Annotated in this window: 19 protein-coding genes; 8 read left to right on the top strand and 11 right to left on the bottom strand. The window is 64.1% G+C overall.

Going from position 1 to position 25,787, the window contains the following annotated elements; translation table 11 throughout:
- The first annotated feature begins 28 nt into the window (after positions 1–28).
- Positions 29–1,210, top strand: a complete 1,182-nt coding sequence (locus HWE17_RS24880) for a serine hydrolase (protein ID WP_176390637.1) — start codon at positions 29–31, stop codon at positions 1,208–1,210.
- A gap of 91 nt (positions 1,211–1,301) precedes the next feature.
- Positions 1,302–1,481, top strand: coding sequence for a hypothetical protein (locus tag HWE17_RS24875; protein WP_176390636.1), 180 nt, complete (start codon positions 1,302–1,304; stop codon positions 1,479–1,481).
- On the opposite strand, the gene HWE17_RS24870 is transcribed toward HWE17_RS24875, so the two are convergent.
- A complete protein-coding gene (locus tag HWE17_RS24870; protein WP_046685558.1) occupies positions 1,478–1,861 on the bottom strand; it encodes a YkvA family protein in 384 nt (127 codons plus the stop codon). The two genes, HWE17_RS24875 and HWE17_RS24870, sit on opposite strands and share 4 nt — an antisense overlap.
- 94 nt (positions 1,862–1,955) lie before the next feature.
- Here HWE17_RS24870 and HWE17_RS24865 point away from each other — a divergent pair, with 94 nt between their 5' ends.
- A complete protein-coding gene (locus HWE17_RS24865) occupies positions 1,956–3,053 on the top strand; it encodes a DNA topoisomerase IB (RefSeq protein WP_176390635.1) in 1,098 nt (365 codons plus the stop codon).
- Here the strand turns inward: HWE17_RS24865 and HWE17_RS24860 are convergent.
- A complete protein-coding gene (locus HWE17_RS24860) occupies positions 3,007–3,273 on the bottom strand; it encodes a hypothetical protein (RefSeq protein WP_176390634.1) in 267 nt (88 codons plus the stop codon). The two genes, HWE17_RS24865 and HWE17_RS24860, sit on opposite strands and share 47 nt — an antisense overlap.
- A 228-nt stretch (positions 3,274–3,501) precedes the next feature.
- Between HWE17_RS24860 and HWE17_RS28820 the strand changes: the two genes are divergently transcribed.
- Positions 3,502–6,882 (top strand): hypothetical protein, encoded by a 3,381-nt coding sequence (locus HWE17_RS28820; protein WP_255206381.1) that lies wholly within the window; start codon positions 3,502–3,504, stop codon positions 6,880–6,882.
- Between the two features lie 6 nt (positions 6,883–6,888).
- Here HWE17_RS28820 and HWE17_RS24850 read toward each other — a convergent pair whose 3' ends face one another.
- From HWE17_RS24850 to HWE17_RS24820, 7 genes are all read right to left on the bottom strand, one after another.
- Positions 6,889–7,704 (bottom strand): ferritin-like domain-containing protein, encoded by an 816-nt coding sequence (locus tag HWE17_RS24850; protein WP_176390633.1) that lies wholly within the window; start codon positions 7,702–7,704, stop codon positions 6,889–6,891.
- 43 nt (positions 7,705–7,747) lie between these two features.
- Positions 7,748–8,671: a DNA-binding transcriptional regulator DsdC gene (gene dsdC, locus HWE17_RS24845; RefSeq protein WP_176390632.1), complete on the bottom strand. Its 924-nt coding sequence runs from the start codon at positions 8,669–8,671 to the stop codon at positions 7,748–7,750.
- Positions 8,671–10,002: a D-serine ammonia-lyase gene (locus HWE17_RS24840; RefSeq protein WP_176390631.1), complete on the bottom strand. Its 1,332-nt coding sequence runs from the start codon at positions 10,000–10,002 to the stop codon at positions 8,671–8,673. The genes dsdC and HWE17_RS24840 overlap by 1 nt, the downstream gene beginning before the upstream one ends.
- 122 nt (positions 10,003–10,124) lie before the next feature.
- Positions 10,125–10,460: a hypothetical protein gene (locus tag HWE17_RS24835; protein ID WP_176390630.1), complete on the bottom strand. Its 336-nt coding sequence runs from the start codon at positions 10,458–10,460 to the stop codon at positions 10,125–10,127.
- A gap of 321 nt (positions 10,461–10,781) precedes the next feature.
- Positions 10,782–12,860 carry a TonB-dependent receptor gene (locus tag HWE17_RS24830; protein ID WP_176390629.1) on the bottom strand — a complete coding sequence of 693 codons (2,079 nt, stop codon included), beginning with the start codon at positions 12,858–12,860 and terminating at the stop codon, positions 10,782–10,784.
- Between the two features lie 97 nt (positions 12,861–12,957).
- The gene (locus HWE17_RS24825) at positions 12,958–13,353 is read right to left on the bottom strand and encodes a DUF2946 domain-containing protein (protein ID WP_176390628.1); all 396 of its coding nucleotides are present in this window, start codon (positions 13,351–13,353) and stop codon (positions 12,958–12,960) included.
- 51 nt (positions 13,354–13,404) lie between these two features.
- Complete coding sequence (locus HWE17_RS24820; RefSeq protein ID WP_176390627.1) at positions 13,405–15,549, bottom strand: TonB-dependent siderophore receptor; 2,145 nt, start codon at positions 15,547–15,549, stop codon at positions 13,405–13,407.
- A gap of 244 nt (positions 15,550–15,793) precedes the next feature.
- Between HWE17_RS24820 and HWE17_RS24815 the strand changes: the two genes are divergently transcribed.
- A complete protein-coding gene (locus HWE17_RS24815) occupies positions 15,794–19,258 on the top strand; it encodes a DUF748 domain-containing protein (RefSeq protein WP_369681777.1) in 3,465 nt (1,154 codons plus the stop codon).
- Positions 19,259–19,304: 46 nt separating this feature from the next.
- Here the strand turns inward: HWE17_RS24815 and HWE17_RS24810 are convergent, their stop codons facing one another.
- Both HWE17_RS24810 and HWE17_RS24805 read right to left on the bottom strand, forming a co-directional pair.
- Complete coding sequence (locus tag HWE17_RS24810; RefSeq protein ID WP_176390626.1) at positions 19,305–19,832, bottom strand: hypothetical protein; 528 nt, start codon at positions 19,830–19,832, stop codon at positions 19,305–19,307.
- Positions 19,833–20,026: 194 nt separating this feature from the next.
- Positions 20,027–22,477, bottom strand: coding sequence for a membrane-bound PQQ-dependent dehydrogenase, glucose/quinate/shikimate family (locus HWE17_RS24805; RefSeq protein ID WP_176390625.1), 2,451 nt, complete (start codon positions 22,475–22,477; stop codon positions 20,027–20,029).
- A 309-nt stretch (positions 22,478–22,786) separates the two neighbouring features.
- On the opposite strand from HWE17_RS24805, the gene HWE17_RS28915 reads away from it, so the two are divergent.
- The 3 genes from HWE17_RS28915 to HWE17_RS24790 all read left to right on the top strand — a co-directional run.
- Positions 22,787–24,466 (top strand): methyl-accepting chemotaxis protein, encoded by a 1,680-nt coding sequence (locus tag HWE17_RS28915; protein ID WP_176390624.1) that lies wholly within the window; start codon positions 22,787–22,789, stop codon positions 24,464–24,466.
- A 197-nt stretch (positions 24,467–24,663) separates the two neighbouring features.
- Positions 24,664–25,113 (top strand): hypothetical protein, encoded by a 450-nt coding sequence (locus HWE17_RS24795; protein WP_176390623.1) that lies wholly within the window; start codon positions 24,664–24,666, stop codon positions 25,111–25,113.
- A 128-nt stretch (positions 25,114–25,241) separates the two neighbouring features.
- Positions 25,242–25,787: helix-turn-helix domain-containing protein (locus tag HWE17_RS24790; protein ID WP_176390622.1), on the top strand; the 546-nt coding region annotated here is incomplete at its 3' end.

The raw sequence follows: 25,787 nt of genomic DNA, 5'->3' as shown, positions 1-25,787 counted from the left end.
TCATTAAAAATGGCAAAAGAGAGAAGCAATGAAACGACGAAGTGTGCTGGGACTGGGCGTCTCACTGGCCCTGCTGCAAACGGGCTGCGCCACCGATCCGGCCAGGCTGGCGTGGGAAACGGAATTTGACGGCTTCATGCGCGACGGCCTGGCCCGCACGGAAACGCCGGGCATGAGCGTGGCCGTGGTGCGCGGCGAACAGACCATTTTCGCGCGCGGCTATGGCTGGGCCGACATCCAGGGCGGCAAGAAGGCCGATGCCAACACGGTGTTCCATGTCGCCTCCGTCAGCAAGCTCGTCACGGCCACGGCCGTCATGATGCTGCTGGAACAGGGCGCCTTCCAGCTCGACGACAAGGTGGCGGCCTATCTGGACTTCCCGCTCATGCATCCGAAGTTTCCCGACGTGCCCATCACCTTTCGGCACTTGCTGAGCCACACCTCGGGCATTTCCGACGCCGTGTACGAAAAAACGACGGCCTTTGCCGTGCAGGGCGACCCGCGATTGCCGCTGCGCGACTTCGTCAAGGGCTATCTGTCGCGCGGCGGCGCCTGGTATGACGCGGACGTGTCGTTTGCCGCCCGGCCCGGCACGGAATGGCGCTACAGCAACGTCGGCATCGCCCTGCTCGGCTATCTGGTGGGCCGCTTGAACCCCGACGGCCTCGACGCCTTTGCACACGAGCACCTGTTCGAACCGCTGGGCATGGACAGCACGGCCTGGAATTTGGCTGGCTTGCCGCGGCGCGCCGTCGTGGCCCAGCCGTATGCGCACAAGGAACCGGGCCTGCAAGTGCTGCCGCCCGTCGGCTATCCGGACTGGCCGGCCGGCCTGCTGCGCAGCTCGGCGCATGACTTCGCCCGTTTCCTGGCCATCTTCAGCAATAACGGCCGGGTCGATGGCCACCGCTACCTGCAGGACGCCACCTTGCAATTGTTTTTCGCGCCGCAAGCGGCCGCCGTCACGCCCGCCGATGCATCCGTGCGGCAAGCCCTGGTGTGGCTGCTGCGCGACGTCGATGGCCGGCCGCTGGCCACGCACAGCGGCGGCGACCCGGGCGCCGCGTCCGTCGTCTGCGTCGACCGCGCCAGCAAGACAGCCGTGCTGGCCTTCGCCAACGTCAGTGCCGACAAGGAGTTTCGTTCATTCCAGAAAGAAGTCGTGCTGCGCCTGCTGGCCCATGGCGGCAGCGGCGTGCTGGCGCGGTAGGCATGCCGCTTGTGTGAGCGGGCGCACGGTAGCGTACAAGCAAGAAAGTATGCTGTGCTGGTCAGACTTGACACTCAACGAGGAGACCAGCATGACGAACCGCATCGGCAACAAGGACGTGGCGCAACAGCGCAGCAAGAGTGAAAAAGCCCGCATCAAGGCACAGAACATCGCCAGCGAGGCGGTCAAGCGGGCCGAGGCCAGGGCCAAGTACCGCAACGCCGTCAAGGGACAAGCGGGCCAGCCGGGCCAGCCCGCTCCTGCTGGCTAGGCGCCGAACCAGCCGCGCAGTTTTTCGGCGGCCCGTTCCTTGACCTCGGCCGTGATGTAGGTGGCGACCGTGGCGACGGCCGCCGCCAGCACGGCCAGGTCATCCGCATAGCCGACCACGGGCGTGATGTCGGGAATCGCATCGATGGGCGAAATGAAATAGCCGAGCGCGCCATAGATGGCCGTCTTGGCCCACAGCGGCGTATTCGGCTGCTGCGCCGCGTAGTACAGCCACAGGGCTTTTTCGATGACTTCGCGTCCCGCCGTCTTGGCGAACTTAACGACCTTGTCCCAGAAGCTGTCATCCGTGTATTTCTTTTCATACTGCTTGTCGGCCTGGGGGGCGTGGTCTTCTTCCAGATTCTTTTTTCTGCCAAACATCTGCTGCTCCTGTCTGTGCCGCGCACGGCGTTACGAATGCGCACCTTAGCATAACGGCGCGGCAGGTGCGCGGTGTGCAAGGTACCTTATATCCATGGAAATATCCGCCACCACCACGGCCCGCGCGGCCGGCCTGCGCTACACGGGCGACCACCAAAGCGGCATCGCCCGATTGGGCAAGCCCGGCAAGTTCCGCTACCGCGACGGGGACGGCCAGATCCTGCGCGATGCCGCCACCCTGGCGCGCATCAAGGCGCTGGCCATACCGCCGGCCTGGACGGACGTGTGGATCTGCCCGCACGCGAACGGCCACCTGCAGGCGACGGGACGCGACGCGCGCGGCCGCAAGCAATACCGCTACCATGCGCGCTGGCGCCAGGTGCGCGACGAAGTGAAATACGAGCGCATGCTCAGCTTTGGCCGCGCCCTGCCCGCCATCCGCGCCGCCGTCGCGCGCGGCATGCAGCTGCCGGGCTTGCCCCGTGAAAAAGTGCTGGCCACCATCGTGCACCTGCTGGAATTGACAATGATGCGCATCGGCAACGAAGAATACGCGCGCACAAACAAATCGTTCGGCCTGACCACCCTGCGCACGCGCCATGTGCAGGTCGACGGCAGCGCCGTGGCCTTTCACTTCAAGGGCAAGAGCGGCGTGCGCCACGATATCCGCCTGAGCGACCGGCGCCTGGCCAGGGTGCTGCAGCGCATGCGCGAACTGCCGGGGCAGGAACTGTTTCAATATGTCGATGAGGACGGTGCGCGCCATGGCGTCGATTCGGGCGACGTCAACGACTACCTGCGCGAGGTGACGGGCGAAGACTACACGGCCAAGGATTTCCGCACCTGGTCCGGCACCCTGCTGGCCGCGCTGGCCCTGCAGGCGTTCGAACAGGTCGATTCCGATGCGCAAGCGAAGAAAAACATCGTGCAGGCGATCGAGTCCGTGGCGAAAAAGCTGGGCAACACGCCGACGATCTGCCGCAAGTGCTATGTGCACCCCGCCGTGCTGGAATCGTATCTGGATGGCAGTTTATTGGAAGGCATGCGCGCGCGGGCGCGGCAGCAGATGCAGGACGATTTACAGGCGCTGGCGCCGGAAGAAGCGGCCGTGCTGGCCTTGCTGCAGCAGCGGCTGCAGGGTGCGCTCAAGCCTGGCGCGCGGGCTGCGGCTGGCAGCGTACCGACAGTGTGAGGGCGTCGCTGCTGCAGATGGGCAAGGCGCCGTGGCCAGCATCGCGCGCCACGGGCGCCGGCGCGGCGTCGCTGGCCGGCGCCTCGACCGTCGTCATCCAGGTGGCCGCCAGGGTCGAGAAGGTAAACAGGCAGATCAGCAGGAAAGGCTTGTTCACGTGGAGGGACTGGCCTGGCTTTTGCATCGCATACTCCGTCGGACTGGTTGGCTGTTTCAGCATGGACACGATCATCGCGTGTTTCCGCAAGGCATACAATCAGACAGTTTCGACAAGACGGGTAGGACAGCGCTGACAGACTCAGCCATAAAGACCCGTGTCGGCAGATTTGACACCTGCTCCCGCCCGCATCCGCCAAGCCCTTGTTTTTACAGCACAATTAATACAGGAACGCTTCCTGCTTGACCTCCTGCCTGGGCACGCTTGGCGCCAGTCAACGGGGGAACGATCATGAGCTTTATCAAACAGGCGCTGCTGGCGCTGCTGCTATGTGTGATGTCTGCCGCGCACGCCACCAGCATCGGCTACACGGCAACATCGCTGGGCGGCACCCAGTGGCGCTACGACTATACGGTCAGCAATACCACGCTTGCCATTCCCATCGAGGAATTCACCTTGTTCTTCAGCGTGGGCCAGTACGCCAACCTGCACAGCATCTCCACGCTGCCAGGCTGGGACGTGCTGCTGGTGCAGCCCGACCCAGCCATTCCAGGTGAGGGCTACCTCGACGCGCTGGCGCTGGCCGGCGGCATCGCGCCCGGCGCCACGGCCACGGGCTTTTCCGTCACCTTCGATTACCTGGGCGCGGGCAGCCCCGGCGCCCAGCCGTTTTCCATCCTCGACCCCGTCTCGTTCATCGAGCTCGAGGCGGGCAGCACGCAGCCGGCCGCCGTCGCCCTGCCCTCCACCCCATGGCTGTTGCTGGCGGGCATACTGGCCATGGCCTGCCTGCGGCGCCGGCAACTGGCGTGCGCCGCGCTGGCCACAGGGCTGGCAATGGGCCTGTGCGCCTGCGGCGGTCCGAACGATCCCACGCAAGCACCCGCGCCAAAGGTCATGCTGGCCGCCGCCGCGACCAGCACCACCGCCCAGGCCGCCGGAGACCTGGAAGTGACCTTGCTGGAAAAAGTGGCCGAGCAGCGCGTCAGCCGCACGGCCTGGGACTACACCTATCGCGTGCACATCCGCAACAATGGCGGCGAGACGGCCAGTAATGTGCAAGCCGTGCTGGCCAGTGCCCCTGCGGGCAGCACCATCATCGATGGCGAGGTGCTGGCCGGCAACATCGGCGCGGGCGCCACCGTCACGCCCACCGACACCATCACCCTGCGCATCGAGCGCAACATCCCCTTCCAGAGCGCCGGTCTGACGTGGACCTTCAGCACCGGCGCCGGCATCGTCCTCGCCCCCGTGCGGCCCGCGCAAGTGGTCGTGCTGCCGCTGGCCGGGCTGGGCTTTTCCGACGGCGCCGACAGCGTCAAGACCAGCGGCGCCGTCACGGACGTGCTGCTGCAGGACGGCAGCCTGCGCTTTTCCACGCCCGGCGACACGGGCGTGGACCAGCACGCGCAATTTACCCTCAGCAAGGGCGGCAAGACCACCACGCTGGACTTGCTGATCCAGACGGCACTGCCCACGGCCGTGGAAACCTATGTGGAGCCGGACGACGATGGCAACCTGCCTTCCGCGGCGCCCGTGCTGGCCATCACGGGACTGGGGCCGAACAACCGCCTGCAGCCGGGCGCCCTGGGATTGCGCCTGATGGGCGCGGCCCCCATGGCGCTGCAGGATGACAGCGACGGCCTGCTGTCGACCCCGAATGGCCTGGCCATCAGCCTCAAAGCCTACTGGACGTTCGATGCGTCCAGCGGCACCTTCAGCATCAGCGCCACGGCCATGCAGCAACTGCTGGCATCTTTGCCCAACGGCAGTTATGACCTGAACCTCAATTTCGTCTCGCAGGATGGTGAATTCACGGCCAGCTATGCCTTGATCGTCATCAAGTCCGGCATCGTGCTGCAAGGACAGTTGCGCACGCCGGCAGGCGGCAATGCCACGGGGCTGGCCGGCAAGAAAATGTTATTGGCCGGCTATAACAACCACCAGCGCCAGGTGGCCGTGGTCGACGCCACGGGCGCCTTTCACTTCGATGGCGTGCTGCCCGATACCTACCAGCTGACCTTGAACGATCTCGTCCACCCGAACGTGGTCAGCGTCAGCGCCGTCGTGTTTGAGAACAGCAGCAGCGTCAACGTCGGCATCGTCTACCCGTACGGGGCCGGCCTGGCCCTGCGCGCCGAGGCGAAGACCTATGCGGCGGGCAGCGTCACGCAGGATGGCGCCGGGCCGCGCGCGCGCGAAGTGCCCGCCGGCTCCCGCGCTGCGGGCGACGCCACGCCGCAGGATGACGAGGGCAGCAAGACGTTCACGGCCACGGCGGCCGCGCAAAACCAGACCATCACGACGCCCGTCGCCTTCACGGTACCGAAGGGCACGAAAAACGTGGGCGTGAAAATCACCGTCAGCACGGCCGAGTATCCCACCTACACGACGGCGCAAAGCCAGTACAACGATACCTGGTCGTACGCCGTGACGGGGCTGCCCGGCGTCAACCTGGCCGCCACGGGCGCCGTCAACCAGACGCACTTCACGCAAGGCACCATCGTCAGGACGGAGTGCGTCGACGTCAGCAAGCAAACCGAGGCGGGAGCCTTGAGCCTGGGCGGCAACGTCAGCGCCACGAATATCGGCGACAGCGCCCTGGCCACCGTGACGACGGTGGAACTGAGCCTCGCCTGCAAGGGTTTGAAGGTGACGCTGGCGAAGTTCAGCTCGCCGAACCAGGCCGCCCACCCCGTGCTGCAGCCGATCAAGCTGACGGGCAATCTGGCGGGGCCGTATGTATCCGTGTCGCAAGGAACGGCCACGGCCACGCACACCTTGCCGCTGGAATTGCACTACACGCCGGCGGCGGCGACGATTACGGAAGTCAACATCGGCATCTCGTCGGGCGGCGGCGATCCCGCCTTCAGCACGGAGAATTTATTGTCCCAGACGAATACCAAGACTGCCGGCACAGTGAAATTCCCCAGCCTGGTGCTGCCCGCCTTTGCCGGCGCCAAGCTCGACAAGAAGGCCGTCGTCACCTTGCGCCTGAAAGGCAGCATCGACAATGTCGATGCCAGCTCCGACCCGGCCGAAGGGGGGCAAGTGGAGTTCAAGGGCGACACGGCCTACACCCCACTGTACCTGGCCAACGACGAGGCGGCGCTGGCGGCGCGGCGCTACGGCACGCGCGATGCGGGCGGCGATTCCTGGGCCACGCGCCTGGCCATCGCCTGGCTGGCGGGCAAGCCCTACCGTTTCGACGACATCAGCGGCCAGCACGTGACGCAGACGGCAACGGGCCGTTCCATCCTCGGCCACAGCGGCCACAGCGACGGCCAGCAGATCGACTTGCGCTACGCGGACGGCGCGGGCGGCTACACGGACGCGCTGGGCGGCCAGAACGATGGCGCCGCCATTCACCAGCTGATCAATGCCGCGAAGGCGGAAGTGGTGGCCAACCCCGCGCAAAAGCCGAAACTGGCCGCCCTGCTGGCGTGGATCGCGGCGAACCGCGCCATGCTGGACTTGGAAGCGGCGCCGGCCAGCACGCGCGTCATCTACATCGGCCCCAGCTTCATCAAGCTGGCCCTTGTCGACGGGCGTTTTTCCGCCGCCCCAAGCGACCATATCCCCGGCGCTGGTACCTGGACCAAGCCGGCAAAGGTGCACATCGAGGCGGGACACCTGAGCCACTGGCACATCAGCATCACGGCCCATCCGTAAGCAAGGTCAGGCGGGCAGATCGGACAGTTCCAGCTCCGAAAAGCCCGCCCGGCGCCGCGCTTCCAGGTTGAACGGGCCGCGCAGGGTCGGCGCTTCGTAGCGCAGCGCCAGCTCGGCATAGGTAGCGCGCAGCTCCAGGCCCCTTTGATCGCACAGATAGCCGTACCAGCGGTTGCCGATCTCCACATGCCCCACTTCATCGCGCAGGATGATGTCGAGGATGGCGGCGGCGGCCATGTCGCCCGCCTGCGCCAGCTTGGCGCGCAGCGGCGGAATCGCGTCCAGGCCCCGCGCTTCCAAGGTGCGCGGCACCAGCGCCATGCGCGCCAGCACGTCGCCGCGCGTCTTGTCGACCATTTCCCACAGGCTGTCGTGGCCGGGGAAGTCGCCATACGTGTGGCCCAGCACCTGCAAGTGCGCTTGCAGCATGGCAAAGTGCGTGGCTTCTTCCTTCGCCACGCGCAGCCAGTCCGTATAGTAATCAAAGGGCAAATCCGGAAAGCGCCACAGGGCGTCGAGGGCCAGGTTCATCGCATTGAATTCGATATGCGCCAGCGCGTGGACCAGCATGGCGCGTCCTTCCGGTGTGATCATCGAACGCCGTCCCACCAGGCGCGGCGGCACCAGTTCCGGACGCTCGGGACGCCCTGGCACGGGGCCGGTCGGCGCCAGCGGCGCATGCGTATCGAGCGCAAGCTGCGCTTCGGCCATGGCCGCCACCATTGCCACCTTGGTCGCCGGGTCCGGTTCGAGCAGGCAGGCGAGCGCATACGTTCGCAGTTCCTGTGGCGGCGTGGAGGTCAATGGAGATGATGCGTGCATGGTGCTTCCTTCGTGCGCGTTCTTGAACAAGGCGCGCAGTGTATCAAATTGCCTGCCCCAGCAGCCAGTCGAACAAGGCCTGCACTCTTGCCGGCAGCGCGGCGCGCCCGCTGTGCACTAGGTAATACGCCTGCGGGCTGGCCAAGGCAAACCCGCCAAACGGCAGGATCAGCCGGCCGCTATCCAACCACGGCTGCACCAGCTGGCGCCGGCCCATGGCCACGCCCGCATGGTGGATGGCCGCCTGCGCGCACAGGTCGGCGCGGTCGAATCGCAGGCTGCGCGCGGGCAAACTCACCTCTGGCGCCTGCCCGTCCAGCCACAGCCGCCACTCGGCATCGGGCGCGCAGGCGGGCCAGGCCAGGGTGTCGTGCAGCAGCGTGGCGCGTGGCAGGTTGTGTGGCGCATCCGGCAAGCCATGCTGGCGCGCATAATTCGGGCTGCACACGGGCGCCAGCCATTCGCCCATCAGCTTGCGCGAGGCCAGGCCGGGAAAGCTGCCGTCGCCATAATGCAAGGCCAGGTCGACCTGGCCGGCGCGAAAATCCACGCTATCGTTGCCCACGCGCAAGTCAATCGACACGTCCGGATACTGCGCCGTAAAACCTGCCAGGCGCGGCACCAGCCAGCATTGGGCGATGGACGGGCGCGCATGCACGGTGATGCTGCCCGTGAGCGCATCGCCGCCGGCCAGGGCCGCGTGCAGGCTGTCCCAGCCGATTTGCAGCGCGGCAAAGATGCGTTCGCCGTCGGCCGTCAGCTTGACTTGCCGCGTCAGGCGCTGGAACAGCCGCAAGCCCAGGCTGCTTTCCAGCCGCGCGATGCGATGACTGACGGCGCTGGGCGTGAGCGCCAGTTCCTGCGCCGCCAGCGCAAAGCTGGCATGGCGCGCCGCCACGAGAAAGGTGTGCAGGTTGGCGAACTGGCTGGCCGTCAGCGTTGTCGTGAGCGCCGCGCCGGCCGGCATCAGGCGGCTCCGGCCGCCAGCAGCGCGCGGCCACGCGCCACGTAGGCGTCCATTTCCGCCTGCGGCACCATGCTGCCGCCCGTGCCCCACACCAGATGCGTGGCGCGTGCCAGCGTCGCCTGGTACTGCGGCGCGGCCAGCACGTGCTGGATGCCGGCGAAACCGGCCACGGCCGACGGTTCCAGGCGCAGCTGCTCCGTTTGCTCCAGCGTCGCCAGCAAGCGGTACAGTTCTTCATCCGTGACGGTGGCGTAGCCGTCGACCAGCCGCTGCATGGCGCGCCCAACGAAGCCGGACGGGCGTCCCACGGCCAGGCCATCGGCGGCCGTCAGGTTGTCGATGCCGATTTCCTGCACGCTGATTCCCTCGTGCAAGCCCGTGTGCACGCCCAGCAGCATGCACGGCGAGTGGGTCGGCTCGACGAACACACAGTGAACATCGTCGCCAAAGGCCAGCTTCAAGCCGAAGGCAACGCCGCCGGGGCCGCCGCCCACGCCGCACGGCAGGTAGACGAACAGCGGGTGCTGCGCATCGACCGCGACACCAAGTGTCACGAACTGGGCTTTCAGGCGCTGGCCAGCCACCGCATAGCCGAGGAACAGATCGTGCGAGTTTTCATCGTCGACGAAGTGGCAAGTCGGATCGTTTTCCGCCTGTTTGCGTCCCGCTTCCACGGCCACGCTGTAGTCGGTCGCGTATTCGACGACGGTAACGCCATGGCTGCGCAATTTGTCCTTCTTCCACTGGCGCGCGTCAGCCGACATGTGCACGGTGGCGCGAAAGCCCAGGCGCGCGCTCATGATGCCGATCGACAAGCCGAGATTGCCCGTGGAGCCGACGGCGATCGCATACTGGCCAAAGAAGGCGCGCACGGCGTCGCTGGCCAGCAGGCTGTAATCATCGCCCTCCTTCAGCAAGCCAGCATCGAGCGCCAGCATTTCCGCATGTTTCAGCACTTCATAAATGCCGCCGCGCGCCTTGATGGAGCCGGAAATGGGCAAATGGCTATCCTGCTTGAGCCATAGCTGAGCGCTCATCACGTCTAATGTTAAACCCAGCGCCGCCTGCATGGCCGGCAGTGGCACGACGGGCGACTCGATGATGCCGCCGGCGGCCTGCGTTTCCGGAAAGGCCCTGGCCAGATAGGGCGCAAAGCGTGCCAGGCGCGCGCTGGCGTCGGCCACGTCAGCCGCCGTCAAGCCCACGTCATTCAAGGCCTCGGCCGCCGGCGCGATGGCGGGATTGAACCAGCTCAAGGGCTGCAAGGCCATCAATTCTGTAATCAGGGGAAATTTTTCGCGCAGCGCGGCGATGGCGGAAGTGGGCAGCATGGCAAGCTCGTCAAGGAACAAGCCATGATTAGACCGCATCCAGGCGCCGCTGGCAAACGATGCTTGCTCAGGCGATGGATGACCACAGATCATCTGTGATGCCGCGACAGAAAAAAAACAGGCTAGTCGCCAGGGGCAAGAGCCCTGGATTTTCTGCTGCTCAAGAACGATGCGATGAACACGGCTGGAAAACAGGCCAGCCAAAGATAGCATCCGGCACCGAATCCCAGCACTTCATAGGAACCATTATCACTAGGAATTGTCTTGATGCCAAAGGCTGTCAGTGCCAGCGCAAAGCCAAAAAAGGTGGCCACCTTGGCGGCACTGGGCTTGTCTTTCGAGAAGTACATGGCAAAAATAAGCAGCGGATTGGCAAACCAGGCAAAACTGCCAGCCAACGGGCCTAACCAGCCGAGCAATAATACGCCCCCACCCAGCAAGACTTCGTGGGAGTCCACGATTGCCGTCAAGAACAGCGATATCACATACGCGACAACAGTCAGGGATAGCACGATGGCGGCGGCATCTTCGCCAAGCAGTTTACGGGGGAAAATACTTATCTCCTTACGGTTTACACGGCACGGAACCAGCTTCCTACCCGCACAGGCCTCGCTATCGCACCTGGACGGCACATGCCGGCAACAGGACGCCATGCAGCATAACAAATTACCAAGAAGAAACATACGCACATTGTCACGACCACCTGGCTTTCGCCTATGCGGTGAGTTCGGCAGGCGCCTTCCACCCGCCGCAACGGCAGCTGGAAGGCGCCATTGCGCTTAGAACGTCAGCTGCAGCCCCAGATCAATCGACCGGCCCTCGGCCGGCAAGGCTTGCAGCGCGCCGCCGTTCGCCTTCAAGCCCGACAGATACACGCCACCGAGCGGGTCCGCATACGCGCGGTTGAACAGGTTGCTCACACCGGCGCTCAGGCTGGCCATCTTGTTCAATGCCACGCTGCTGCGCAAGTTGACGAGCGCATAGCCGCCCGTCTCCGGCTCGAAGCGGCGGGCATCGACCTTGTCCTTGCGGGCCACGATCTTCGTTTCGATGCGGCTGCTCCAGGCGCCCAGCTTGTGCTCGACGGCCAGCAAGGCGTTGAACGGCATCATGCGGTACAGGTCGCCGCCATCGCTGCGCTTGCCCCGCGTGTAAGCGGCATTGCCCGTCGCCATGAAGCGGCCCCAGCGCGCGCTGCTGGCCAGCGGCAACTGCCACGCCAGATTGGCGCCATACAACTTGGCGTCGTGGTTGGCAAAGCGCAGCAAGTTGCCGTTGGCGCCCATTTTCATGTACGGATGGAAAGACGCCAGCACGTCGACGTCGATGTAATTATCGACCTTACTGTAATAAGGATTGACGCGCAGGAACCAGCCCTCCTCGCCGCCGCCATGCCAGTCGGCCGTGAATGCCGCCGTATAAGCCGTCTCGGGTTTCAGGTCGATACTGCCCACATAGCCGTTGCCGTCGCCAAACCAGTTGGTCATGGTCATGGCCATCGAGCCGCGGCCCCAGGAATAACGCTCGTACAGGTTGGGCGAGCGCACCTTGCGCGCCAGCGCGAATTCATAGCTGCTGGCAAGATCCGGCGTGAAGGTAGCTTGCGCCGAAGCATCGATATTCGTGTCGCGCTGGCTGCGGCTGCGCGCATTGAAGGCCTTGGCGGCCATCAGGTCCGGCATGTTCATCATATTGGTGCCGTACGATTGCACGTCGCCCGCATCCATGCGCACGGATTCGCCGCGCAAGCCCAGTACGCTCGTCCAGCGCGCATCATGGCGCGTTTCCAGCTCGCCAAACAGCACGGTGCGGTCGCGCTTGCCATCGTTGATGTTCAGATAGGTGCGCGGCCCCATCATCATGGAACCGGGCACGGCCGGCCAGTAATCGTCGAGGCGAAAGCCGTGCCACTCCTGGCCCAGGCGCAACTCGCCCGCAGCCGTCGGCAGGCTGGCCATCAGCGCATAGCCCGTATTGCGGCCATGCGTGATCATCGGCATCGAACCCTTGCGTTCGGGCGTGAAAAATCCCATTTCATGGTCCGTCTGCTGCCAGTAGGCGCGCGCGTCCAGCACGCCCCAGCCGAATTCGCCCTTGTAAGCGAGGTTGGCGAACTGGCCGTGGTTGTCCGTCATGTCCATGTACTGGTTGGGGAAGCCCTGATACGGAATGTGCTGCACGCCGGCGCGCAGGGTCAGCTGCTGGCCATCGCGCTTGGCCGCCAGCACGATGGACTGGTTGATGCTTTCATACATGCTGGCCAGCACTTTATTGCCGTGGCCATCTTCATAGCTGTGTCCGCGCGTGTAAGCGCCGCTGTAGCCGATGCTGAGCACGTCGCTGGCAGCCGAGGCGTTCACGCTGGTCGCCACGCTGTTGTTGACGCTGCGTCCCGACACGGCAAAGCTGCCTTGCGTCAGCAGGCCCGCACCGGGTTGGGCGAACACGGGCGCGTTCGATTGCACCTCGATGGTGCCAGCGATGCTGTCACCGCCCGCGCTGACGGGTGTCACGCCCGCGATCAACTTGATGCGCTGCACCTGCTGCGGATCGACATACGACAGCGGCGCATTCATGTGATTGGCGCAGGCCGACGTCAATTCCATGCCGTCGATGCGGATCTTGATGCGGTCATCGGCAAAGCCATTCACGACGGGCAAGCCGGATACGCCGCCGCCTGCCGCCACGCTGTAGCCGGGTGTGCTGCTGAGCATCAGGGCCGTGTCGGCGGCGGGACGGTAGCCGTCGCCGATGGCCGTGACGATGACTTTCATTTCAGGCAGTACCTGTTCAGTGCGCGTTTGCGCCACGGCGGGCATGGCGATGGCGAGGGAAATCAATAACGGTAAATGTTTCATGGTGCTGCTTTCAGATTCTGTAGAGGTAAAACGAACAGGCGCAAGCGCAGCACAGCACAGTGCCGCGCGACACAAGGAAGTTCAGGAAAGGGACAGATCAGAAAGCGGCGGGCGGGCCGCGGGGCTGGACGGGCGTCCAGGCAAACAGGGGCGTGGCGGATTGGTAGAACAGCTCGGGCAGCAAGCCCGTGAGGATTTCTCCGGAAGCGAGCACGAGTGTCGTGGGCGGCATCGACAAGGTGCCGGCGTGCATGCTGCAGCACGGGCAATCACCCATGCGCAGGCTGCCCTTGGAGGTATCGGCCGTATCCGTGGAGAATGTTGTGGGCAGCATATTCATGCCGCCCGCCACCGAGCAGATTTCCAGGCTGGGCACGGCCAGGCCGCTGGCGACCGTCAGCGCGCGCGACACCGTAGGGGCGAGCGTGGCCAGGAAGATGGCGATACACGCGATCCACAGGACGATGCCGGCCTTGCCTTTGCTGATGAACATGGCAACATTGTATCAGCGCCGATCACCCGTGGACAGCGCGCAAGTCAAGCCTTACAGATCCACCTTCATCGACAGCTTGATGGCGCGCGGGGCACCGGAGGCCAGGCGTGTACCGGCGCCAGCCCAGTAGCGCTTGTCGGCCGCATTTTCCACATTCAGCTGCCACACGACGGCCTTGTCCAGCACGCGGCTCGCATAGCGGGCGCCGGCGCTGAACAGGCTCACGCCACCTAAGAAGGCCTGGTTCAGGTCGTTGACGGGACGGGCGCTGTAGTAATACGCGCCGCCGTTGACGGACAGGCCCGGCACGGCGTCGAACGCGTAAGCGAGAAAGGCGCTGGCCGTGCGTTTCGACGCGTTTTCCGGCGCCTTGCCGTTGTAGTCGGCGTTGATGTGCGCAAAGCGAGGGTCGAGGAACTGGGCCGACGTCTGCCACGACAGCTGGCGCGTCAGCTTGCCCTGGGTCGACAGTTCCAGGCCACGGTAGCGCTGTTCACCGTCCGACGTGAACACATTGCTGGCATTCGTATAGTAGCCGGGGCGCGTGATGTCGAACAAGGCGGCGGAAACCAAAGTGCCGCCCGGCGTCAGCCAGCGCGCGCCCAGTTCCTTTTGTTTACTCACGCCGGGCGCCATCTTGACGCCCTGGTTGACGGTGCCCGTCGGGCCCGTCTCGCCCTCTTCCAGCCCCCGCGCCGTGGATGCATAGAACGACAGCTCGGGCGTGGCCTTGTAGATCAAGGAGGCCATCGGCGTCGTCTTGCTGACGTCGTAGTGGCTGGCGCCCTGGTCGCTTTGATAGCTGCTGCGGCGCACGCCGATGACGCTTTGCCATTGCGGGCTGAAAACCATACGGTCGAGCGCGTACAAGCCCGTGTCGCGCGTGTCGAGCGCGGCAGTCGTCGGCGCCGTCGGTTTGGGGCCGAACACGACATTCGTCACGGGGACGGGGTTGTACAGGTTTTGCGAGGCGATCGTGTAATTGCTCTGGTAGATAGCATCTTGCGACTTGTCCGTGCGCGAGGCGCCCAGAGTCAGTTCGTGGGCAACGAAGCCCGTATTAAAATTGCCGGCCAGTTCCGCGCGCAGCAAGTCCGACGCCATCACGCTGTGCTGGATATTGCCCGTGATGCGGCCCGCGCCCGTGGCCAGCGCGGCAGCGTTGTTCAGCCGGAAGATGGCCAGGCGGCGGTCGCGCGCCGTTTCCGAGTGGCCCGCCTCCACCGTCAAGGCCCAGCCATCAGCGATGGCGTAGTCGGCGCGCAATTGCGCGTTTTTCGTTTGTGCTTCGAAATTCGACCAGTCGGGGCCGATCAACTGGCGTGGATCGACGGCGCGCGGCAAGCGGATCACGCCTTTGACGGCCGTGGGCAAGGCCACGCCCGCCTGCTCCGTCACTCTGCGGCGCTCGTATTCCAGGTCGGCCTTGAGCAGCAATTTGTTCGTTACTCTCCAGTCGAGCGCCGTCGAAATGAAGCGGCGGTTGCCGTTGCCGACATGGTCGAGGTAGGAACCCAGGGTGCCGCCGGCCGCATTCACGCGCACGCCGAATTCCTGTTGCGCGCCAAAGCGGCGCGCCACGTCGACGTTCGCCACGGCACTGCCACGGTCATCGAGGCTCAAGCCCATGCTCGTGACGGGCTGGCTGCCGGCCCGCTTGGTAACGAAATTGACGACGCCGGCTGGCGACGTAAAACCGTAGTACAGGGCCGAGGCGCCCTTCAGCACTTCCACCCGCTCCTTGTTTTCCATGGGTACTTGCGAGAAGTTCATGATGGGCAGGGAACCGTTGAGGCGGTAATTCGTGCGGTTTTCCACGGCGATGCCGCGTATCACCAGCTGATCCCACGTCTCTCCCCCGTTTTGCTGGCGCGTCACGCCGGCCGTGTTACGCACGGCGTCGTACAGGCCGGACACGGCTTGCTGCTCCAGCAATTCGCGCGTGATCACGTTGACGGTCGACGGCACGTCCATGATGCTGGCGCCACGGAAACTTCCCGCCTCCGTGGTCAGCGGCACCAGTCCTTGCGCGCGGGCGCCCGTCACTTGCACGGCTTGCATGACTTTCTCATCGCCAGCCGTCGGCTCGTCCTGGCCGCCGGCTGCATTGGCCGCCAGCACGGCGTGGGAAGCGAAGGCCAGCGACAGGGCTGCGGCGACTGGAAGTAAGCGGGTACGAGGAGTGACGACAGGCATGACATCAGGCTTTCAATGAGAAAATAGTGCGGATGAGAACTTACGGTTAGCGGACATGATACCGATAATGAGAATCATTATCAAGTAAGAGTGAGTTTGTGTGAGTTTTATAGAAGAAACTAGCTCCCTTAGGCGCCTGTTATCACTTAAACACGTTTGGATTTTGCAGACGAGGCCGCAAAGAGGCATACTGACAGTCACGGCGCGCAAGACGTGCCATCTAACAAGATCAAAAGGTAAGTTCGTGAACACAATCGACAACAAAAGCGTGCAGACGAAAACATTTCGCTGGAAACGCTGGCAGCGCTGGGCCGTCGGCACAGGCTGCGCCCTGGCCGCCTACAGCGCGGCCGGCTTCTGGCTGGTGCCCTACGTCATCAAAAACCAGCTGCCTAAATTTGCCGAGAAAGAACTCACGCGCCAGGCCAGCATAGGCGACGTGCGCTTCAACCCGTTTACCTTGCGCCTGGAAGCGGACCAGATCGCGTTCAAGGAAGCGGCTAGCGCAAACAATGCGCCGCTGCTGTCCATCGGCGCCCTGGCCGTGCAGCTGGAATGGAAATCCATCGTGCGCCGCGCCTGGAGCCTGGCGGAAATCCGTATCACGGCCCCGCAAGCCCAGCTGACGATCACGCCGGACGGCAAGTTCAACCTGGCCGAAGTGCTGGCCACCTGGCAACGCAAGCATCCGGAAAAAAGCGAAGGCGGCATGCCGCGCCTCGTCATCGCCCACTTCGCGCTGGAACAAGGCAAAGTGGACTGGCACGACGAGAAGGCGGGCTATGCGGACAACTTCACGCCCATCAACTTTACGCTCGACAATATTTCCACCCTGCCCGACGCCAACGGCAGCTATAGCCTCAGCGCCGATGCGGCGCGCGGCGGCAAGCTGCACTGGCGCGGCACGGCCTCGCTCAGCCCGATCCGTGGCGAAGGCGAACTGATACTGAACGACGCTTCCCTGCCCGGCCTGGCGGCCTATTTGAAAACGTACACGCGCGCGCTAGTGACCAGCGGCAAGTTGTCGGCGCGCCTGCCCTATGCCTTTTCGTATGCCGACGGCAAGCTGGAAGCGACCGTCAAAGGCGCGGGCCTGGCCTTGCGCGACCTGGCGCTGGTGCAAAGTGGCAAGAGCGCGCCATTTACGTCGCTGGCTACTTTGGGCATTGCCGGCGTGAACGTCGACCTGGCGCGCCAGAAGGTCACCGTGGATAAAGTCAATCTGGTCGGCGGCAAGGTGGCCGTGCGGCGCGACAGCAAGGGCGAGATCGACGTGGCGAACCTGATGCTGCCGGGTAATCCCGCACCAGCCGCATCGGCCATCGCCGCACCCGCCGCACCAGCCAAGCCAAGTCAATGGAAAGTGGACTTGAAACAGCTGGCGCTGGCCAATGTGGATGTGTCCGCCATCGATGAAACCGTCTCGCCGGCCCTGCAATTGAGCGCGAAGCAGTTGCAACTGCAGCTGCAGCTGGGCTTGCAGCAAGGGCAAGCAGGAAACAGCGTGCTGGTCGACAACGCCAGCTTTGCCCTGGCAGATCTGGCCATGCAACGGGGCGCGCAAACGCCGTTCAAGCTGCAGCAACTGGGCGTTACGGAAGGCAAGATCGACCTGGCGGCGCATACCGTGCACGTGGGCGCCGTGACGGCCAGCGGCGCGCAGATCGACCTGGCGCGCAACCGCCTGGGAGAATTCGCGATTGCGCAAAAGCTGCCCGTATTTGCTTCCGGCAAAGCCGACACTGCCAAGGACGCCCCATCCGCGCCCTGGTCCACCAAGATAGACAAGGTAGAACTGAGCAAGTTCGGCGCCCGTTTCGATGATGCGGGCACCGGCATCAAGGGCACGCTGCAAGATGCCCGTTTGTCCCTGCACAACGTCAGCAATGATATGAAACAGGCGCTGCCGTTCGAGCTGGGCGTGGGCCTGCGCGAAGGCGGCTTGCTCACGGCCAACGGCAAGTTCGTGCCGGGCACGGGCGCCGTCGATGCGCAACTGAATTTGAAACAGCTGACCCTGGCCCCTGTGCAACCGTTGCTGGCGCAACATATCAAACTGAAACTGGCGGGCGGCTCGCTTTCCGGCAGCGGCCGACTGACGACGGGCGGCGGCGCGCCGAAAGCGCCGAAAGTGCGCTATGAGGGCGGCGTCGATATCGCCGGCCTCGTGCTCAATGAAACGGATGGCAAACGCTTCGCCTCGTGGAAAAGCGTGCGCGCCGACAAGCTGACGGCCAGCGTGGGTCCCGACTTTGTCGACATCCCCGAACTGCGCGTGGTCGAACCGAACGCCCAGCTGATCATCGAAAACGACCGCAGCCTGAACGCGCAGCGCCTGCTGGTGAAGGCGCCCGAGCCTGCCACGGCCACGGCCCCCGCTCCTGCGGCCACCGCCACGCCGGCGGCCGACGCCGCCTTCCCCGTGCGCGTGCGCCGCGTGCGCCTGCAAAACGCCAAGCTGGACTTTGCCGACCTCAGCTTGCGGCCCCAGTTCGCCGCCAAGATCTATGAACTCAATGGCGTCGTCACGGGCCTGTCCACGAAACGCGATGCGCGCAGCCAGATCGAACTTGATGGCCGCATCGACGAATTCGGCCTGGCCCGCGTGCGCGGCCAGCTCAATCCCTTCGCCCCGACCGACAACACGGACTTGAACGTGGTCTTCAAGAACGTCGACATGGTCTCCGCCTCGCCGTACACGATGAAGTTCGCCGGCTACAAGGTGGCCGAAGGCAAGATTTCGCTGGACTTGCAATACAAGGTGCGCAACCGCCAGCTCGACGGCACCAACCAGATCGTGCTCGACAAACTGACCCTGGGCGAGCGCATCGACAGCCCGGACGCCTTGAAACTGCCATTGGAACTGGCGCTGGCCATCCTCAAGGATAGCGACGGGCGCATCGACCTGGGCTTGCCCGTGTCGGGCGACATGAATGACCCGCAATTCAGCTATGGCGCCCTGATCTGGAAAGCCGTGGGCAATGTGCTGACGAAAATCGTCACGGCGCCGTTCCGCGCGCTGGGCAACTTGCTTGGCATCAGCGCCGACAAGCTCGAAGCTATCGACTTCGATGCGGGCAGCGCCGTGCTGCTGCCGCCCGAGCGGGAAAAGCTCAAGCAAGTGGCGCAAATCCTGGCCAAGCGCGAACAGCTGAGGCTGGCCGTGCCGGGCCAGTACAGCGACACGGACGGGGCCGCCCTGCGCGCCCAAGCCGTGCGCCGCGCCATCGCCGCCAAGGCCGGCATCAAGCTGGAAGCGGGCGAGGAACCGGGACCGTTGAACCTGGGCGAACGCAAGATACGGGGAGCCCTGCGCGACCTGTACGGCGAGCGCTTCGGCAAGGCCGAGCTGGACAAGCAGAAAAAGGCGGCGGAATCGGCGGCGCCCGTAGCAGCGTCGGCATCAGCTGCCGCATCGGCTCCGGCAAAAATCCCCGTATTCCAACGCCTGGGCAAGCTGATCGAAGGCGAGCCGCAAGTGGCCGACACGGGCGCCTTCTACAACGGCTTGCGCGAGCAACTGGAAGCCAAGCAACCGCTGCCAGCCGACGCCTTGAGCAAGCTGGGCACCCAGCGCAGCGCGGCGATTCTGGCCGCCCTGCAACAGGACGGCACGCCTGCGGCCAGGGTCAGCGCGGGTGCGCCGGAAAAAACGGAGGCCGCGCCGGGCAAGCTGGTGGGTTTGAAACTGGGATTGGCGGCGAATTGATATGGATAGGGGCAGATTTGCGGGATCTGCCCCCCCAATTCAGGGTTTAGTGAAAGCCACGCCAAACCCAGCGAAAAGCAACATATAAGCCTCGCAGCATTAGCAAGACAAATATTACGCCTATGGTTGGCGGTAAAAATGTAAGGGCCAATGCTGCCCACTTAGGCTCAGGAAGCTGAAATTCACGAATGCATTGCTTGATTCGTGACTCATCAACTGCAACAGCAATCTGCTTTTTCTCTAAATTCTTTTTTTCATCTGCCTCTACAGTTTCTTTCCCCCTTGCTGAGACGCGTTTGAGAAGACATTGATGAATGTCATCAGCCGATCTCTCTTGACCAGCATAACCAAGCAAGATAGGCGGATTGCAAACGATATTATCACTAGCTGTCTGAGTTTCCATCTCGCGTTCCCACATCCGAGTGTCGCCTAACTGACTGCGCCCCGACATCACTTCAGACTCTTCCTCCTGTGGATGTAAAGCAATATGAATGGGGCAGAACGAATTAGCCTCATCAATCGCGAAATCTTTACGGTCAAAATAATAACTAACCATATATGTGATCTCATACATGGCGTTCCAGCGAATCAATGCAAATATTATCCAAAAAGATGCACATATCACCCACAAGCGATACCAGCCTCGTTTAACCTTCATACTGTGAACTTGCTCGGCACCACCATAGTTACAATCATCGCATATCCAAAAAATCTCATTCTATTTGGCTGCAGCACCATCGAGCAATGCCGCAGCCCCACATTTATTATTTATTTCGTTTTCCCCGCCCCCTTCACCGCCTCATCCGGCAACGCAAACGCCACCAGGCTATCGCTCATCTTCGTCCCCAGCGACCCATGGCCGCCGGCCATGACGACGACATATTGCTTGCCCGTCTTGTCTGACACGTAACTCATTGGCGTGGCCTGGCCGCCGGCTGGCAGGCGGGCTTTCCACACGGTTTTGCCATTGCGCACGTCGTAGCCGCGGATGTAGTAGTCGAGCGTGCTGCTGAGGAAGGCCACGCCGCCGCCCGTGGTGCTGATGCCGCCCAGGCTGGGCACGCCCAGCGGCAAGGCGATGGGCACGGGGGCGCTGTCGCGCGTGGTGCCGTTCTTGTGCATCCACACTTTTTTCATGGTGCGCAAGTCGACGGCGGCGATATAGCCCCACGGCGGCGCCTGGCATGGGAAGCCCAGCGGAGAAAGAAAAGGCTTGATTTCCACGGCAAACGGCACACCCGTCTGCGGCTGCAAGCCCATTTCCGAGCCCGTGCCGCCCTTCGCGTTGGCTTGCGCGCGCGGCACCAGGCGTTCCAGGAAGCCCATGTAGTCGGGGTTCACCAGCAGCAATTGACGCACGGGATCGATGGCCGCCCCGCCCCACTCGAAGATGCCCAGCGGTCCGGGTGAAATGATGGCGCCCTTGACCTTGCCTTCGGCCACCGTTTGCGGCGTGAACGGCCCTTCGTAGCGGTGCTGGCGGAAGATGATGCGGCAGGCCAGCTGATCGAACGGCGTCGTGCCCCACATATCCGTTTCGCTGATATTTTTCTCGGGCAAGAAAGTGAGGGCCGAAAACGGCTGCGTGGGCGACAGGCGGTCGCCGGGAGCCGGGTTGTTCGTCGGCACGGGTTTTTCCGGCGCCGGCACGACCAGGCTGCCGTCACGGCGGTCGATCACGTAGATATCGCCCCGCTTGGTTGTGGCGACCACGGATGGCACTTTACCTTTCGGCGTGTCGATATCGACCAGGGTCGGCTGGCCGCCGATATCCATGTCCCAGATATCGTGGTGCACAGTTTGATACACCCAGCGTACCTTGCCCGTCGCCAGGTCCAGCGCGACGATGGCGCTATTGTATTTCTCGCCATGGGGATTGCGGTTGCCGCCCCACGTGTCCGGTGTTTCATTACCCATCGGAATGTACACCATGCCCAGCTTTTCATCGACGCTGGACACGCCCCAGGAATTGGGCGAGTTGTTGGTGTACGTCTTGCCGTCGGCAATCGGCGCCGTGTCGTCGGGGTTCGAGGCATCCCAGTTCCACATCAGCTTGCCGGTGACGGGATCGTAGCCGCGGATCACGCCGGACGGCTCTTCCGTGGAAAAATTGTCGGTCACGCTGGCGGCCATCACCACCACGTTCTGCGCCACGGCCGGCGGCGACGTCGGCATCAAAAAGCCCCGCTTCTTCATGCCCATGCCGTGGTACAGGCCGATCACGCCGTTTTCGCCAAAGCTTTTGCACGCTACGCCCGTATCGGCATTCACGGCGATCAGGGTGGCATCCATGGTGGGCGCGAGGATGCGGCGCGGGCATTCCATGCCGGCCGCCTCGGGTGCCGGGTCGCCCTTGGCGCGGCCCGCGTTGACGTCCCAGTAGGCGACGCCGCGGCAGATCATGTGCTGGTAGCTCGATGCGTCGCGGTTGATCTTCGGATCATGGCGCCAGATTTCCTTGCCCGTATCCGGATCGAGCGCGATGACGATGTTATGCGGCGTGCACAGGTACAGCATGCCGTTTACCTTCAGCGGCGTGACTTCGTTGGCGATCTCGCCCGGATCGTTCGGGCCCTTGAAGTCACCCGTGTTGTAGACCCACGCCTGTTTCAGCTGCGCCGCGTTGGCCGGCGTGATCTGCGCGGCCGGCGCGTAGCGGTCGCCATAGCCGGAGCGGCCATACGCGGCCCAGTCGTTGGGCGCCACGCCGGGCGCAAAATCGCCTTGCGGCGTGGCCGCCATGTTTTCGGCCGGCACTTCGCCATGCAGGGTGTAATAGTCCTGGAACAGGGAGAACACGCCCACGGCGGCGGTGACCAGCACGGCGGCCGTCAGCGCGCTCTTGCCCGCGTCGCGCGGTTTCGCCCCGGCCGTCAAGGGCGGATCGAGGCGGCGGTCGACGAACGGCAGCAGCAGCCAGACGGCGGCGGCGAACCAGATATCGAGGCGCGGCAGCAATTGCCACCAGTCGAATTTCACTTCGATCACGGACCAGATCAGGGTGGCGAACAGCAGCAGGGCGAGAAACAGCTGGGCGCTGCGCCGCCCCTTCCACACGAGCGCGCCCGCGATGAGCATGCCGATGCCGGCCACGACGTAATACCAGGAGCCGCCAAGGCTGACGAGCCAGGCGCCGCCGCCGGCAAGCGCCAGGCCCAGCAAGATGAAGATGACTGCGGTGATGACAAGCAAGGGTCCAGGCCGGGCAGAGGCAGTCATGATGCTCCTTTACAAGAGTCAGTCGGCGGCACGCGCCTGCGCACCGTATTTGATGGCAATCAAGGAATTCATTTTTTCACTAATCGGCAAAGCGTGCCACACGCCAGAGCATCGGCTGCCTGCCGTGTGGCTTTTTATACACGTGCTGACAGTCCAGCCCGTCACAATCATGCGATTTTGATGAAAAACATCGATTAAAATAAATAAACAACAAATTTCTCGAATAAAACAAATTTATGTCGTAAAATAAAAAAACAGACAGACCAAGCATTTCCGTGATTTTTCACTTTCCCTGGAGCGGCGCCCATCATGACCATCGCTAAACGCCTGTACGCATTGATCCTTTCCGTCGTCTTTGGACTGGCCGCCCTGGCGGGCTTTGGCATCTACCAGATGGACCGCGTGTACACGGCGGCCAGCTATGCCACCGTCAACACCGTTCCCAGCCTGCTGACCTTGAACCAGGCGTTCGTGCCGTTCGCGCAGATGCGCACGGCCGTCTGGCAGCACATGGCCAGCAAGGATGCCGCCGGGCGCGACAAGCTGGAAGCGGGCATCACGGAAGCGCGCGCGGCGGTCGGCAAGGCGCTCGACCAGTATGAAAAAGAAGACATCACCGATGAACAGGACCGCGCGCTGCTGGCCGCCGAGCGTGCCGTGCTGCTGCGCTACGACACGCTGCGCGACAAGGTGCTGGCCCTGTCGAAAGCGGGCGAACCCGGCGCGGCACGCGACTTGCTGATGGCAAACCAGCCCATCATCAAGGAACTGGTCGACGCCCTTGCCGCCCACCACCGCTACAACGAAACCCTGGCCGCCAGGGGTGCGGCCGACGGCGCCGCCGCCGCTGCCAGCGCGCGCTGGATTGCCATCGGCCTGGCCCTGGCCGTGACGGCCCTGGTGGCCGGCATGGGCCTGCTGCTGGCGCGGCGCATCGCCGCCTCGCTGGACGGCGCCATCGGCGTGGCCCGCACCATCGCCGGCGGCGACCTCAGCGTGCAGGTCCGCGCCGCCTCGAACGACGAGGTGGGCCAGCTGATGACGGCCCTGGCGGACATGAGCGGGAGCCTGGTGCGCATCGTGGCCGAAGTGCGTTCCGGCACGGATACCATCGGCACGGCGTCAAGCGAGATCGCGGCAGGCAACCTGGACCTGTCGGCGCGCACGGAGCAGCAAGCCGGTTCGCTGGAAGAAACCGCCTCGGCCATGGAAGAACTGACGGCCACCGTGCGGCAGAATGCGGACAACGCCCGCCAGGCCCAGCAAATGGCCGTCAGCGCCTCGGACAAGGCGCAGCGGGGCGGCCAGGTGATGGGCGACGTGATACGCACGATGGAAGCGATCGACAGCTCGTCCAACAAGATCGCCGACATCATCGGCGTCATCGACGGCATCGCCTTCCAGACCAATATCCTGGCACTGAATGCGGCCGTGGAGGCGGCGCGCGCCGGGGAGCAGGGACGCGGCTTTGCCGTCGTGGCCACCGAAGTGCGCAACCTGGCGCACCGTTCCGCGGCGGCCGCGAAGGAAATCAAGGTGCTCATCAGCGACTCCGTGCAACAGGTGCAGCAAGGCGGCAAGCTGGTCCGGCAGGCCGGCGCGAGCATGACGGAAGTGGTTGACACGGTACGCAGCGTTACCGACATCGTCAGCGAAATCTCGGCCGCCAGCGTGGAGCAAAGCACGGGCATCGAGGAAATCAACCGCGCCATCACGCAGATGGATGAAGTCACGCAGCAGAATGCGGCCCTGGTCGAGCAAGCGGCGGCGGCATCGCAATCGCTGCAGGAGCAGGCGGCCAGCCTGGCCGGCGTGGTGGGCTCCTTCAAGCTGGCGCAGGGGCAAGCCGGCGCGGCGCCCCAGGCGCCTTCAGCCCGGCGGCCCGCACAACACAAGGCCACGCTCAGGCTGGTCGCCACGCGCCCCGCAGGCCAGGCCAGAAACACAGCCCCGGCCGCCGCCGATGCGGGCGACTGGGAAGTATTTTAGGTCCGCCGTCACGCAGGATCACTAGCATAGCCCGTACTGGAGCACTGCCATGAACGCCTTTCTCTCGATCCACCCCTTCCTGCGCTGCGAAGACCTGTCGCTGATGCGCCCTGCTCTGGCGCCGCAAGCGCTGGCGCCAGGCCGGCCGCGCGCCGGCCGCCAGCGGCGCGCCGTCCGATCTGCATGCGCTGCTGCAAATGCGCAAGACGGCCCCGCAGGCGAAGGCGGCTGGCAGCGCACCGCCGCCAGCCCCCAAGGCACCGGACACGCCGCCGTTCGACGCACCCCGCCTGGACGCCATGTTCGGCTACGACCGGCGCCTGCAGGGCGAGATTCTGGCCCTGTTCGTGGCCGAGACGCGCGACCGCCTCGCCGGCATCGCCCATGCGCTGCGCTGCGAGCGGACCGCCCCGGCAAGAGTGCTGGCGCAGGAAATTCTCGACGGCAGCCAGTCCATGGGCCTGCTCCCCTTGCAGGCGCTGGCGCGCCAGGCCGTGCATGCAGGCTTTTCCAACGATATCGGCGCACTGCGCCGACTGCATGCGGAACTGCTGATGGCGCTCGATGCGCTGTCGCAAGCCGTCACGGCCCTGCAAACGGGCGCGGCGCTGGCTGACGACCGCAGCGGCGTCGGCAGCCGGCCATGAGCACGCGCCAGACCCCGGCTCGCGACATGCAAAGTTTTTAGTGAATTCATCTAATTCGTTGAAATTGATTTTTTATGCGCAATTGCGTATCATCCCCTTCAACTACATCCGCGACCATAAAGCCCATCATGCACACTGCAGACGTTTGCACTACCCAAAAGGCTGCCGAAATCCTCGGCATCTCGGTCACTTCGGTGCAGCAACTGGTCGAGGCAGGCGTCATCGAAGCCTGGAAGACCAAGGGCGGCCACCGGCGCATTCCCCTTGCGGCCGTCGAAGCGTACAAGGGCAATCCCGGCCAGCCGGGCCAGGACCAGCGCGCGGCACGCGCCAGCCGCCCTGCCCCATCAGGCCGCCCGCCCTCGATCCTGGTCATCGAAGACAATCCGATCGAGCGCGCGCTGTATGAAAAGCAGATCGGTTCATGGGGCTTGCAGGCAAGCTTGCGCTTTTGCGAAAACGGCTACCAGGCGCTGATGGAAATCGCCCGCGACCAGCCCGACATCCTGCTGGCCGACATCATCATGGAAGGCATCGACGGCTACGAGGTGATCCGCACCATCCTGGCCGACCCGCTGCTGGCGGAGATGCACATCGCTATGCTGTCGAGCCTGACGCCGGAGGAACTGGAAGAACGGGGCGGCGTGCCGCCCGGCGTGGTGTTCTTTGCCAAG

It is taken from the genome of Janthinobacterium sp. BJB401, from assembly GCF_013372745.1.
Classification (GTDB): domain Bacteria; phylum Pseudomonadota; class Gammaproteobacteria; order Burkholderiales; family Burkholderiaceae_D; genus Janthinobacterium; species Janthinobacterium rivuli.
The sequence above is the reverse complement of the archived record's forward strand: the minus strand, read 5'-3'. Positions and strand labels throughout refer to the sequence as shown.

What these genes read in the sequence shown, in the direction of transcription:
- HWE17_RS24825 (WP_176390628.1), bottom strand. Translation starts at nt 13,353, where the DNA reads ATGTTCATCAGCAAAGGCAAGGCCGGCATCGTCCTGTGGATCGCGTGT.
- HWE17_RS24830 (WP_176390629.1), bottom strand. Translation starts at nt 12,860, where the DNA reads ATGAAACATTTACCGTTATTGATTTCCCTCGCCATCGCCATGCCCGCC.
- HWE17_RS24850 (WP_176390633.1), bottom strand. Translation starts at nt 7,704, where the DNA reads ATGCACGCATCATCTCCATTGACCTCCACGCCGCCACAGGAACTGCGA.
- HWE17_RS28820 (WP_255206381.1), top strand. Translation starts at nt 3,502, where the DNA reads ATGAGCTTTATCAAACAGGCGCTGCTGGCGCTGCTGCTATGTGTGATG.
- HWE17_RS24860 (WP_176390634.1), bottom strand. Translation starts at nt 3,273, where the DNA reads ATGCTGAAACAGCCAACCAGTCCGACGGAGTATGCGATGCAAAAGCCA.
- HWE17_RS24875 (WP_176390636.1), top strand. Translation starts at nt 1,302, where the DNA reads ATGACGAACCGCATCGGCAACAAGGACGTGGCGCAACAGCGCAGCAAG.
- HWE17_RS28915 (WP_176390624.1), top strand. Translation starts at nt 22,787, where the DNA reads ATGACCATCGCTAAACGCCTGTACGCATTGATCCTTTCCGTCGTCTTT.
- HWE17_RS24795 (WP_176390623.1), top strand. Translation starts at nt 24,664, where the DNA reads ATGCGCAAGACGGCCCCGCAGGCGAAGGCGGCTGGCAGCGCACCGCCG.
- HWE17_RS24865 (WP_176390635.1), top strand. Translation starts at nt 1,956, where the DNA reads ATGGAAATATCCGCCACCACCACGGCCCGCGCGGCCGGCCTGCGCTAC.
- HWE17_RS24805 (WP_176390625.1), bottom strand. Translation starts at nt 22,477, where the DNA reads ATGACTGCCTCTGCCCGGCCTGGACCCTTGCTTGTCATCACCGCAGTC.
- dsdC (WP_176390632.1), bottom strand. Translation starts at nt 8,671, where the DNA reads ATGCCGGCCGGCGCGGCGCTCACGACAACGCTGACGGCCAGCCAGTTC.
- HWE17_RS24820 (WP_176390627.1), bottom strand. Translation starts at nt 15,549, where the DNA reads ATGCCTGTCGTCACTCCTCGTACCCGCTTACTTCCAGTCGCCGCAGCC.
- HWE17_RS24840 (WP_176390631.1), bottom strand. Translation starts at nt 10,002, where the DNA reads ATGCTGCCCACTTCCGCCATCGCCGCGCTGCGCGAAAAATTTCCCCTG.
- HWE17_RS24810 (WP_176390626.1), bottom strand. Translation starts at nt 19,832, where the DNA reads ATGTATGAGATCACATATATGGTTAGTTATTATTTTGACCGTAAAGAT.
- HWE17_RS24870 (WP_046685558.1), bottom strand. Translation starts at nt 1,861, where the DNA reads ATGTTTGGCAGAAAAAAGAATCTGGAAGAAGACCACGCCCCCCAGGCC.
- HWE17_RS24880 (WP_176390637.1), top strand. Translation starts at nt 29, where the DNA reads ATGAAACGACGAAGTGTGCTGGGACTGGGCGTCTCACTGGCCCTGCTG.